The 13309-nt window shown below is 73.7% G+C and carries 4 protein-coding genes; all 4 read left to right on the top strand.

The window, feature by feature from the left end; translation table 11 throughout:
- Positions 1–15: 15 nt before the first annotated feature.
- From ACZ32T_RS24060 to ACZ32T_RS24045, 4 genes are read left to right on the top strand one after another with little or no spacing between them, the layout of a single operon-like run.
- Entirely contained in the window at positions 16–957 is a 942-nt protein-coding gene (locus ACZ32T_RS24060) for a FecCD family ABC transporter permease (RefSeq protein ID WP_467265708.1), read from the top strand.
- Positions 954–1739 (top strand): ABC transporter ATP-binding protein, encoded by a 786-nt coding sequence (locus ACZ32T_RS24055; protein WP_467265540.1) that lies wholly within the window; start codon positions 954–956, stop codon positions 1737–1739. Before ACZ32T_RS24060 ends, ACZ32T_RS24055 begins: the two co-directional genes overlap by 4 nt.
- A gap of 1 nt (position 1740) precedes the next feature.
- A complete protein-coding gene (locus ACZ32T_RS24050; protein ID WP_467368908.1) occupies positions 1741–11715 on the top strand; it encodes an amino acid adenylation domain-containing protein in 9975 nt (3324 codons plus the stop codon).
- The gene (locus ACZ32T_RS24045; protein ID WP_467368906.1) at positions 11712–13112 is read left to right on the top strand and encodes an MDR family MFS transporter; all 1401 of its coding nucleotides are present in this window, start codon (positions 11712–11714) and stop codon (positions 13110–13112) included. Before ACZ32T_RS24050 ends, ACZ32T_RS24045 begins: the two co-directional genes overlap by 4 nt.
- Positions 13113–13309: the final 197 nt, after the last annotated feature.

The raw sequence follows: 13309 nt of genomic DNA, 5'->3' as shown, positions 1-13309 counted from the left end.
GTACTCGTGCTGGTCATGGCCGCCCTGATGCTGGGCCTCGGACTGCTCGGGCTCTGCTACGGCGCCTCCTGGGCCTCCCCGGGCAAGGTGTTCGCCGTGCTGACCGGGGCGGAACACTCCGTGGTGATCTCGGACTGGCGGCTCCCGCGCGTGCTGGCCGGGCTCGTCTTCGGCGCCGCCCTCGGGGTGGCGGGAGCGATCTTCCAGAACCTCACGCGCAACCCGATGGGCAGCCCGGACGTGATCGGCCTCGACGCCGGCGCCTACACCGGTGCGCTCGTCGCCATCACGCTGCTCTCGGGCACGTCCGTGCAACTGGCCACGGGCTCCGTGCTCGGCGGACTGCTCGTCGCCGCGGCGATCTATCTCCTGGCCTACCAACGCGGCTTCTCCGGACTCCGGTTGGTGGTGATCGGCATCGCGGTCAACGCGATGGTGACCGCGGTCAACTCGTGGATCGTGCTGCGTGCCGAACTGGAGGTGGCGATCGCCGCCGTCGGCTGGAGCGCGGGCTCGCTCAACGGCGTCGGATGGGGCGACGTGCAGCTCCCGTTCGCGGTGATCGCCGTACTGCTGATCCTGATGACCACGCGGGCGCACGCCATGCACCAGGCATCGCTCGGCGACGCGGTCGCGGCGACCACCGGGGTCGGTCTCAACCGGCTGCGGCTGCTGATGGTGCTGGTCGGCGTCGGCTGCACGGCCACGGTGACCGCGGTGGCCGGACCGATCGCGTTCATCGCCCTGGCCGCCCCGCAGATCGGCCGCAGGCTCGCCGGCGCGGCCGGTGTGCCCCTGCTCCCGGCCGCGCTGACCGGGGCGGTTCTGCTCCAAGGCGCCGATCTGCTCGCCCAGATGCTGCTGGCGCCCGTCGCGCTGCCCGTGGGAGTGGTGAGCACCGCGATCGGCGGTTGCTATCTGATCTGGCTGCTGACCAAGGAGGTGAGGCGCGCGTGACCGCACGCCTGACCGCGCGGGACATCACCCTGCGCTACGGAGACCGGGTCGTGTCCACACGGCTGAACCTCGATGTCCCCGACGGCGCGTTCACCGCCGTCGTGGGCCCCAACGCCTGTGGCAAATCGACCCTGCTGCGCGCCCTGGTGCGGCTGCTGCGCCCGGAGACCGGGCACGTGGAACTCGACGGCCGTGAGGTCGGCGGGTACGCGCCCAAGGCACTGGCCAGGCAACTCGGCTTCCTGCCGCAGGACCCGCTCGCCCCCGACGACATCAAGGTCCGGCAGCTGGTGAGCCGGGGACGGTTCCCGCACCAGTCGCTGCTGGCCCTGTGGTCGCCGGACGACGAGGAGGCCGTCACCGAGGCGATGGCCGCCGCCGGTGTCGAGGACCTCGCCGGCCGGCCGGTGCAGGAGCTGTCCGGCGGGCAGCGGCAGCGGGTGTGGATCGCCATGGTGCTGGCCCAGCGGACTCCCTACCTGCTGCTCGACGAACCGACGTCGTTCCTCGACATCACCCACCAGTACCAGTTGCTCGGCCTGCTGGCCCGGCTGCGCGACGAGGGCCGCACCGTCATCGCCGTCCTGCACGACATCAACCAGGCGTGCCGCTTCGCCGACCACCTGGTCGCCATGAGGGACGGCCGGGTGGTCGCCGAGGGTGTCCCCGGAGACATCGTGGACGCCGCCCTCATGAAGGACGTCTTCGACCTGCCGAGTGTCGTCGTCCCCGACCCCGTCACCGGCACACCGATGGTCGTCCCCACACTTCAAGGAGAGTAAGTTGAGCACCGCAAGCGTCTCCTCCGGCGGCCTCCTCCCCCTGACCCGGGCCCAGTTGGGCATCTGGAACGCGCAGCGTCTGGAGCCGGACTCGCCGTACTACGTGGTCGGTGACGTCGTGGAGATATCCGGCGGCGAGCCGGTCGACGTCCAGGCGCTGGCCGAGGCGGTCCGGGCGACCACCGAAGAGGCCGAGACGCTGCGGCTGCGGGTGTACGACACCCCCCAGGGGCCCCGCCAGGCGGTCAGCGGGGAGCCGGTCGAACCCCCCGAGGTGATCGACGTCAGGGGAGCGGCCGATCCCGTGGCCGCCGCCCAGGCACTGGTCGACGCCGAGCGGGCGCGGACGGCCGAGCGGTGCCGCGAAATGGTGGACCGGCCGCTCTACTCACGTACCGTCATCCGGCTCACGGACCGGGAGGTCTGGTACACCCAGCTCGGCCACCACCTGGTCTTCGACGGCTACACCGCCGCGATGCTCGCCCGCCGCACCGGCGCCCGCTACACCGCCCTGGTGCGGGGGAGCGAACCTGCCAGGTGCACCTTCGGCAGCTTCGCCGCCCTCGTCGCCGCCGACCAGGCCTACCGGGAGAGCGACCGGTTCGCCGAGGACCGGGCGTACTGGGTCGAGCGGTTCACCCCGCTGCCCGAACTCGGCTCCCCCGACGGTCCCGACGCCACCGGCGGCGCATCCGGCCGTACCCTCACCGCCCGTGCCGTCCTCACCCCCGAGGAGACGGCCCGGCTGCGCGCGTTCGCCGACGCCGAGGGCGTCACCTGGGGCGAGGCGCTGATCGCCGGATACGCCGCCTTCCTGCACCGCATGCTGGCCCGCACGGACGTCGTGTTCGCGCTGCCCCTGATGTGCCGGGCCGGCTCCGTCGAACTGCGTACGCCCGCCATGGCCGTCAACGTGCTGCCGCTGCGCGTCACCGTGCGCGGCGGCGACCGACTCGGCGACCTGAGCCGGCGGGTGGCCTCCGCGATGCGCGAGATGCGCGACCACCAGCGGTACCGGGGCGAGGACCTTCCGCAGGACCTCGGAGTGCCCGGAGCCGGCGCCCTGCTGCACGGCCGCGGGATCAACCTCAAGGCGTTCGACCTGGCGATCGACTTCGCCGGGGCCGGCGGTGTGATGCGCAACGTCGCGGGAGGCCCGCCGGAGGACATGGGCCTGAGCGTCCTGCCGACCGGGGACGGCGGGCTGCTCCTCGGCTTCGAGGTCGACGCGCGGACCAACGACCAGGCAGCCGTGGACAGCCTGCTGGCCGGACTGCGCGCCCTGCTGACCGCGCTCGTCGACGGCAGGTCCGTGGGGCGGATCGCCATGACAGGCGACGTGGACGGACTGATGGAGTCCTGGTGCCCGCCCCCGCTGCCCGGCACCCCCCTGGACGTACCCACCGCGTTCGACGCGATGGCCGCCGCCGGTCCCGGGCGCACGGCCCTCGTCTGCGGTGAGGAGCGGCTGACCGCGGCGGACCTCGCGGACCGGGTGCACCGGCTGGCCCGCGCGCTGCGGGCCCGCGGGATCGGGGCCGACGACGTCGTGGCGCTCGCGCTGCCACGCTCCGCCGACTCGGTCGTCGCGCTGCTGGCCGTGCTGGACGCCGGCGCCGCGTTCCTGCCCCTGGACGCCGCGTACCCGCCCGAGCGACTGCGGGATCTGATCGACGACACCCGCCCCGCACTCGTGGTGACCTCCGGCGCGACCGAGGGGCTTGCGTGGGACACCCTGCTCGCCGAGGCCGCCGGCCTGTCGGGCGCGCCCCTGGCGGCCGGTGAACTGGCCGCGCCACGCCACCCCGAGCACCTCGCCTACGTGATCCACACCTCCGGGTCCACCGGACGGCCCAAGGGCGTGCTCGGCCGCGTCGGCGGTCTGGCCGCGCTGCTGCACCACCAGCGGTCCACCGTCGTCGCGGAGGCCGAGCAGGCCGCGGGCAGGCGGCTGCGCGCCGCCCACACCTACTCGTTCGCCTTCGACTCCGCCTTCGACCACCTGGTGTGGCTGCTGTGCGGCCACGAACTGCACGTCTACGACGCCGAGACGATCCGCGACGCCGACGCCCTGCTCGCCGCCTACGTCCGTGACGGCATCGACATCGTCGACACCACGCCGTCGATGGCCGCGCCGCTGATCGAGGGCGGTCTGCTGGAGCTGCGTCCGACGCTGCTGGTCCTCGGCGGGGAAGCCACCCCGCCCGCGCTCTGGCGGAAGATCGCCGGATCGGGGACCAATGCCCGCAACATCTACGGCCCGACCGAGGCCACCGTCGACAGCACCACCGCCCGGATCGACGACGGGGAGCCGACGATCGGCCACCCGCTCGCCGGCACCCGGACCTATGTGCTGGACAGTGCGCTGCAACCCGTCCCCTACGGCACGACGGGCGAGCTGTACCTGGCGGGACCGCACCTGGCCCGCGGCTACCTCGGCCGGCCGGGGGCCACCGCCGACCGCTTCGTCGCCGACCCGTACGGCGCGCCGGGGGAGCGGATGTACCGCACCGGCGACCTGGCCCGATGGGTGCCCGGCCGGGGGCTCGCCTACGCGGGCAGGGGCGACGGGCAGGTCAAGATCCGCGGACACCGGGTGGAGACCGGCGAGGTCGAAGCGGCCCTCGCGGCGGTGCCCGGGGTCACGGCTGCCGCCGCCAGGGTGCTCTCGTCCCGGCTGGTCGGTTACGTCGTCTCGGCCTCGGTCACCGGGGACGAGGTGCGTGCGCACCTCGCCGAGCGGCTGCCCGACCACATGGTGCCCGCGGCCGTGGTGGTCCTCGCCGGGCTGCCCGTCACGCCCAACGGCAAGCTCGACCGCGCCGCCCTGCCCGCGCCCGCCGCCGCAGGCGGCGGACGGGAACCGGGCACCGAGCAGGAGCGGCTGCTCTGCGCCGTGCTCGCCGACGCGCTCGACGTCGAACGGGTCGGTGTGGACGACGACTTCTTCGCCCTCGGCGGCGACAGCATCACCGCGATCACCGTCAGCAGCAGGCTGCGGGCCGTGGGCCTCGGGCTGCGGCCGCGCGACCTGCTGGCGCGCCGCAGCTTCGCGGCCCTGGCCGCCTCCGCCGAGCTGCTGCAGGACGTCCCCGAGCCCGTGGACGACCCGGCCGGAGCCGTGCCCGCGCCGCCGATCGTACGGGGCCTGCTCGACCCGCATCCCGATGTGGACGTCGTCGCAGGTTACGCCCAGTGGACCGCCCTGAGCGTCGACGAACTGGACCGCGGTGCCCTGGTCACCGGCGTGCAGACCGTGCTCGACCACCACGACGCCCTGCGGCTGCGGGTGGCCGACGGCCTGGAGGTGCTGCCCCGGGGCACCGTACGGGCCGTCGTGGACGAGGCGCGCGGCGAGGACACGGCCGCCCTGGCCCGCCGACTGGCGGGCGAACTCGACCCCAGGACGGGCGATCTCCTGCGCGCGGCCCTGCTCCGCACCGGCGACGGCGACGCGGACCGCCTCGTCGTCGTCGTGCACCACCTCGCCATGGACGGCGTGTCCTGGCGCGTGCTCCTGCCCGACCTGCACACGGCGTGCACGGGCGGAGCCCTCGACCCGGTCGGCGCGTCGTGGCGGCGGCACTCCCTGCTCCTCGCCGAGCAGGGGGCGACCGGCGCGCGACGGGGCGAACTCGACCACTGGCGGCGCGCGCTCGCGTCCTCGTCCCGGCTGGGCACCCGGCCGCTGGACCCGGCGCGTGACACGGTGTCGACCGCCCACCGCTCGGTCACCGTGGCCTCGCCGGAGGCCACCGAGGCACTGCTGACGACGCTGCCCGCGGCCTACCGTGCCGGAGTGGACGAGGTGCTGCTGGCGGCGCTCGTCCTCGCCCTGCGGAGCTGGGGCCTGCCCGGCGACGACATCACGGTCTCCATGGAGGGCCACGGCCGCGAACACCTCGACCTCTCCCGCACGGTCGGCTGGTTCACCAGCGAGTACCCGGTGCGCGTTCCCTCCTCCGACGACGCCGGCCGTGCCCTGCGGGCCGCCAAGGAGGCCAGGCGCCGCGTCCCCGACGCCGGCATCGGATACGGCGTCCTGCGCCACCTCGACCCGGTGGCCGGTCCCGAGCTCTCGGCCACCCCGCCCCCGGACGTACTGCTGAACTACCTGGGCCGGTTCGCCCCGCTGTCCGCGAGCGGATGGCGTCTGCCGGAACACGACGCCTTCTCGGTGACCGAGCCCGCCGCCAAGGCCCTGGAACAGGTCCTGGCCCTCAACTGCTTCGTCCACGAATCGGACGCGCCCCGGCTCGCCGTCGAGTGGACCGCGGCGACCGAGGTGCTCGGCACCGACGTCGTGACGGCCCTGCAGGCGGCCTGGACCACGGCCCTGGACACACTGACCGAGCACGCGCTCCACACCCGGGGCGGACTCACCCCGTCCGACCTCCCCCTGGTCGACCTCGACCAGGCGGCCATCGACGCCCTCGAACGCGGCGGCCGCATCGCCGACGTACTGCCCGCCACACCGCTCCAGGTAGGGCTGTCCTTCCACACCCTGGTCCGCGACGAGGACGACACCGACGTCTACGTCGTCCAGGCCGTGACCACCCTGGCCGGCGACCTGATCCCGGACCGGATGGCCGAGGCCGCGCGCGAACTGCTGCGACGGCACCCCGCACTGCGTGTGTACCTGGGCACGGCCGGCGACGACGTGGTGCAGGTGATCCCCGCCGACGTCACCCTGGACTGGCGGCAGGACGACCGCTTCCCCGAGGCCGCGCGCGCCGATCTGGAACGCCCGTTCGACCCGAGCAGGCCCCCGCTGATCCGCTTCCTGCTGTCCCGTGTCGGGCCCGCCGAGCACAAGCTGGTGATCACCAACCACCATTCCCTGCTCGACGGCTGGTCGATGCCGCTCGTCGGCCGGAGCCTCCTCGCCATCTACGCCGAGCTCGGCGGCGGGCCCGCCGCTCCCGCCGGCCAGCCGCTGTCGGAGTACTTCCGGTGGCTGGCGGGCCGGGACCGGGACGCGTCGCTCGCCGCATGGCGGGACGCCCTGGCCGGCGTCGACGACGCGACCAGGCTGGCACCCGCGCGCACCGGGACCGCCGTCGAGCGGCCGGGCCGCGAGACCGTCGGGCTGGGCCGCGAGTTCAGCGAGCGGCTGCGCGCCTTCGCCCGCGACGAGGGCGTCACCCTGACCACGGTCCTCCAGACGGCGTGGGGACTGCTGCTGGGCAGGCTCACCGGACGGCTCGACGTCGTGTTCGGGTGCCCGGTCTCCGGACGGCCCGCCGAGGTCGACGGGGTCGAGTCGATGATCGGCCAGCTCGGCACCACGATCCCCGTACGCGTCCGGCACAGCCGGGACACGACGGCGCGTCAGCTCATGGCCCAGGTGCACACCGAGAGCGTCGCCCTGGCCGAGCACCACCATGTCGGTCTCCCCGAGATCCAGCGGGCCACGGGCATCGGCGAACTGTTCGACACGATGCTCGTGATGGAGAACTTCCCGCTGTCCAGCAGGAAGCGCACCCCCCTCTCCCCCGGCCTCGACCTGGCCGGGGTGGACATCACCGACGCCACGCACTACGCGCTGACCGTCATCGTGATCCCCGACGACGAGATCACCATCGGCCTCGGCTACCAGCCACGCGCCTTCGAGGCGTCGGCCGTACGCGACTACGGCCGCTGGCTGCGCAACCTCCTGCGGGAGATCGTCGACGACCCGGCACGGCCCGCGATCCGGCTGCCCGCGCTCGACAGCGACGAGCGGGAGCGGATGCTCCGCACCGGGACAGAGGTCACCGCCGCAAGGGCCCGCGGCCACTGGCTGGACGAGTTCGCCGCCTGGGTGGACCGCAAGCCCGACGCCGAGGCACTGGTCTGCCGCGACCGGAGCCTCAGCTACGCCGGACTGGACGCGCGGGCCAACAGGCTCGCCCACGCCCTGATCGCGAGCGGCGTACGGCCGCAGGACCCGGTGGCTGTCCTGCTCGGACGCGACATCGAGATGACCGTGGCACTGTTCGGCGTGGCCAAGGCCGGCGCCGTGTACGTACCGATGGACGCGAGCTACCCGCGCGAGCGGCTGGCCTACATGTTCGACGACATCTCACCGGCCGCCGTCGTGACGACCGGCGCCGAACTGCCCGTCGCCCGCGAGATCCCGGTCCTGCGGCTCGACGACCCGGCCACGCTCGCGACGGCGCCGGAGACCGACCCCGCCGAGGCACGCGCCACGCTCACCGACGACGCGCTCGCCTACGTCATCTACACCTCCGGCACCACCGGGCGCCCCAAGGGCGTAGGTGTGACCCACCGGGGCGTGCCCGACCTGATCGCGCTCCAGGAGGAGGTCGTCGGCGTCACCGAGCACGACCGGTACCTCCACTTCGCGTCGACCAGCTTCGACGTCGCGTTCTGGCAGACCATGGTGCCCCTGCTCTCGGGCGGCACGTCCGTGATCGCACCCGAGGAGGTGCGCGTCCCCGGCGACGAACTCCTCGACTACATCGTCGAGCACCGGGTGACGGGAGTGAACCTCCTCCCGTCCTTCCTCGCCGCGATGCCCGACGACCGCACCGTCGACCCCGACGTGTTCTTCGTCGTCGGCGCCGAACGCCTCGATCCCGAGCTCGCGCGGCGCTGGGGCGAGGGCCGCAGGGCCCTCTTCAACGCCTACGGGCCGACCGAGGTCACGATCAACTCCACGACGTGGCGGTACGACCCGCAGGACACCGGACCGCTGCCGATCGGACGCCCGGACCCCGACGTCCGCGCCTACGTCCTCGACGGCGGGCTCCAGCCGGTCGGCGTCGGCGTGACGGGCGAGCTCTACCTCGGCGGGCCGAGCCTGGCGCGCGGCTACCTCGGGCGTCCCGGCCTGACCGCCGCGACGTTCGTGGCCTCCCCGTTCGGCCCGCCGGGGGAGCGGATCTACCGCACCGGCGACCTGGTGCGGTGGCGGCCGGACGGCCAGCTGGTCTTCCTCGGCCGCACCGACCACCAGGTCAAGATCCGCGGCTTCCGCGTCGAACTGGGCGAGATCGAGACCACCCTCACCGGTCATCCCGATGTCCGCGCCTGTGCCGTGACCGTGCGGGAGGGCAGGCTCGTCGGCTACGTCATCCCCACCGACGACGCCGACCTCGACACCGCGCGGCTGCGCGAGTACCTGGCCGGGGAACTGCCCGACCACATGGTGCCCACGGCGCTCGTGCCGATCAGCCGGCTGCCGCTGAGCCCCAGCGGCAAGCTCGACACCTCGGCGCTGCCCGCTCCGGAGATCAGTGCCGCCGCCCGGCGTGAACCCGCCACCGAGGCCGAGGCCCTGCTCCTCGACGTGTTCCGGGACGTCCTGGGCACCGACGAGATCGGCCTCGACGACGACTTCTTCGCCGTCGGCGGAGACAGCATCGTCGCCCTGCAAGTGGTCTCCCGCGCCCGGCGCCAAGGCCTCGGACTCACCGCGCGCGACGTGTTCGAGGGGGAGACCGTCGCCGGCATCGCGGCGCGGGCCCGCGATCTCGGCGCCGGCGACGCACCCGCGGTCGGCGACGCCCCGCTGACCCCGGTCATGTGGGACCTGCTGCGCCGTGCGGGGGCCGCCGCGGACGGCTTCTGCCAGTGGGTGGAGATCTGCGTCCCGCCCGGCGGCGACGAGACGGCCTGGCAGGGCGTACTCGACACGCTCCTGGCCCGGCACGACGTGCTCCGCGCCCGTCTGGCGGGGGACGTCCTGCGCATCCCGCCCGCCGGCACGGTCACCGGAGCCGACGTGCTGACCCGGGTGACGGCGGGGCACGACCTGCGGGCCGCCTCCGACTCCGGGACCGAGGCGGCCCGGAGCGCGATGGACCCGCGCACCGGTCCGCTGCTGCGCGCGGTATGGGTGGACGCCGGGCCGGCCAGGCCCGGCCGGCTCGTACTGATCGCCCACCACCTGGTCGTCGACGCTGTGTCCTGGCGCGTCCTGCTGGACGACGTGGAACACGCCTACTCCGGTGGAACACCGGCCCGGCACGGCGAGTCCTTCCTCGGCTGGGCGCGTTCACTGCACGACGCCGACCGGCGCGCCGAACTGCCGCACTGGCGGCGGATGAGCGCCACCCAGGCACTCACCCGACCCCTCGACCCCGCCCGGGACACCGTGGCCACTGCGACGCACCACGAGATCCGGCTCGACACCGAAGCGACGCGTGCCCTGGTCACGACCCTGCCCGCCGCCTACCGCACCACCCCGGACGCCGTGCTGCTGACGGCACTCGCCCGGGCGGTACGGGACTGGCGCGGGACGCCCAGGCTCCTGGTCGCGCTGGAGAGCCACGGCCGCCCCCGTGAGGCCGACCTGTCGCAGACCGTCGGCTGGTTCACCGCCGTCCACCCCGTGCTGCTCGACGCGGACGACGACATCAAGGCCGTCAGGGAGCGGCTGCGCGCGCAGGGCGACGGCCTCGGCCACGGCGTTCTCACCGCGGCGGGCCTGCTGGACCCCGTGCAACCGGAGGTCGCCTGGAACTACCTCGGCCGGTACCCCGGCGCCCCGGCGGACGAGACGCCGTGGCAGGCACCCCCGGACGCCGATCCGCTCGGCTCGGGCGGCTCCGACGCCATGCCCCTTCCGCACAGCCTGATGGTCAACGCCCTCGTACGCGACGACGCGCTCGGGGTACGGATCACCTGGCCGTCCGCGCTGTTCACCGCCGCCGAGATCGAGGACCTGGGAGAACACCTGCGGAGCGCGCTCCTGAGCACCGCTGCCGCGCCGGAGATCAGTGCGCTCGGCCCCGGCCGTACGGTCGCCGGCATACAGCCGCTCACCCCCTTGCAGGAGGTGATGCTGCGGCACTCGCGCACCGAGCGCCCCGACCCGTACACCGTGCAGTCGGCGTTCTCCCTCGCCGGCCCGCTCGACACCGACGCCCTGCGCGCCGCGGGTGACGAACTGCTGGCCCGCCACCCGAACCTGGGCGCCGTGTTCCCCGCCGCCCTGGCGGTGATCCCCCTGTCACCCAGGCCGGACTTCCGGGTGACCGACGAGCCGGCCGAGGAGGTACTGGCCGCGGACCTGGCCGAGCCCTTCGACCTCACGGCGGGCCCGCTGGTGCGGCTGACGGTGATCAGGCGCGGCCCCGGGCGCTCCGACCTGGTCCTGACCACCCATCACGTCCTCTCCGACGGCTGGTCGGCACCCCGCATCCTCACCGAACTGTTCGCCCTCTACACGGCACGCGTCCGAGGCGTGGCCCCGGAGCTGCCCGCCCCCGTGCCGTTCGCCGACTACCTGAGCTGGTGCGCCGACCACGAGCCCGACCTCGGAGCCTGGAGGGCAGAGCTCGACGGCCTGCCCGAGGGCGACCACCTGGGCGGGGGCGTGCCGGGCCCGGCATGGCAGGCACCCGAGGTCCTCGACTTCGACGCCGCCCTGGTGGCGGATCTCAGCCGCCTCGCCGCAGGGCGCGGTCTGACGCGCAACACGCTGGTCCAGGGCGCGTGGTCGGTGCTGCTCGCCAGGCGCTCCGGCCGGACGGACGTCTGCTTCGGGGCCATGGTCGCCTGCCGTCCCCCGGAGCTGGACGGTGTCGAGGAGATCATCGGGCTGCTGGCCAACACCGTCCCCGTACGGGCACGGCTCGCCGGAACACTCGCCGACACGCTGTCCGACCTCCAGGCCCGGCAGCGGGCCCTGGTGGATCACCAGCACGTCGCCCTCTCCGACCTGGAACGGCTGACCGGACGGAACCGGCTGTTCGACAGCATGGTGGTGTTCGAGAACTACCCCGTCGACCCGGAACGCCTCCGCGAACCCGCCCCGGGGCTCACGGTCGTCGGGACCCGCTTCCGCGAGGCCACGCACCACCCGGCGACCCTGACGGTCATGCCGGACGGCGACGGCTGGACCGGCGTGCTCGCCCACCGGTCGGGGGTGGACGTCGACGGGCTCGCGGAGGAACTGCTCGACCTGCTCCGCAACCTGGAGAAGCACCTCGAAGCCGACGTGCTCGACCTCCTGGAGGACCGATGAGCAAGGACGTCGCCCCTCCCGCCGAGCGGGTGGACCGGCAACTGCTGCGGGTCGCGTTCATCCTCGTGCTCGGCACCTTCATGGCCACACTGGACGCCACGATCGTCAGCGTCGGAATCGACGCCCTGACCGAGGAGTTCGGCGCGTCGGTCTCGGAGATCCAGTGGGTCAGCACGGCCTACCTCCTCGCGGTGGTGGCCGCCGTGCCCGCCTCCGGATGGCTGGCCGGCCGCTTCGGGGGCAAGCGGACCTGGCTCGCAGCCGTGGGCGTCTTCCTGCTCGGCTCGCTCCTGTGCGCGCTGGCCTGGTCGGCGACCAGCCTGATCGTCTTCCGGGTGATCCAGGGCCTGGGCGGCGGGCTGCTGCCCGCGACCGGACAGGCGCTGCTGGCCCGCGTCGCGGGGCCGAACCGCACCGGCCGGGTGATCAGCGTCGTCGCGGTCGTCCCGCTGCTCTCACCGGTCTTCGGCCCGCTCGCCGGCGGCTCCATCCTCGGTGTGGCGCCCTGGCCGTGGCTGTTCCTGGTCAATCTGCCGATCGGGGTGGTCGCCGTGCTGCTCGCCCGCCGTCACGTGCCCACGGTGCCGCCGTCGCCGCTGCGGACGCCGTTCGACCTGCGAGGCGCCGCGCTGCTCTCGCCCGGCCTGGCCGTGCTGGTGTACGGGCTCACCGAGGTGGCCAACGGCCACACACTCCCGGCCACGGTCGGAGTGACCGCCGGCCTCGCGTTGCTGGCCGGTTTCACCCTGCACGGGCTGCGCACCCGCGCCACACCACTGGTCGATCCCCGGCTCTTCGCCCGGCCGCCCTTCGGCGCGGCCGCCCTCGCGTTGGTGGTGCTGGGGGCTTCGGTCTTCGGCACGATGTTCCTGCTGCCGCTCTACTTCCAGACGGGCCGCGGCCTCACGGCATGGGAGGCCGGGCTGCTCCTGGCCCCCCAGGGGCTGGGAGCGGCCGCAGGTTCGGTCCTGGTCAACCGCACCATCGACAAGGTCGCGCCGCGGACCCTGGTGGTGACCGGCATCGTACTGATCCTCGTGGGCACCGTTCCGTTCACCCAGCTCGGCCACGGCATCCCGGACGCCGTGATCGCCACCGCGCTCGCCGTACGCGGCCTCGGGATGGCGATGGTCGGAGCGCCGGTCATGAACATCGTCTACAGCCGGATCGAGCCGGAGCAGCTGCCCCGCGCGTCCGGCGCGCTCAACCTGCTGAACACCGTGGGTGGTTCGGTGGGCACCGCCGCTCTCGCCGTGGTCCTGCAGAGCCGGCTCTCCGCCCGTGGCCCGGACATCTCCTCGGCGTTCGCCGACACCTTCTGGTGGGTGCTCGGCTTCTGCCTGCTCGCCGCGGCAGGGGCCACGAGGCTGCCGCGTACGCAGGCCGGAGCATCATGACACCGCCTGTGCGGCCTTTCTGACGTTGCGTCAGCAAGCGATGGTGGGGGCCAGGGGGGCGGGGGCCGGACTTTGAACTCGTAGATGACAAAGTATGGACTTCCCCGGCAGAAGTCCCCTAGCGTGGCGGCGCCACCGTAGGCGTAGTCCTAATCGCGCGGATCAGTACAGCCCGACCGGAGTGCCACCCCCTGCTG

This window comes from Streptomyces sp. NPDC023573, from assembly GCF_055559735.1.
The sequence above is the reverse complement of the archived record's forward strand: the minus strand, read 5'-3'. Positions and strand labels throughout refer to the sequence as shown.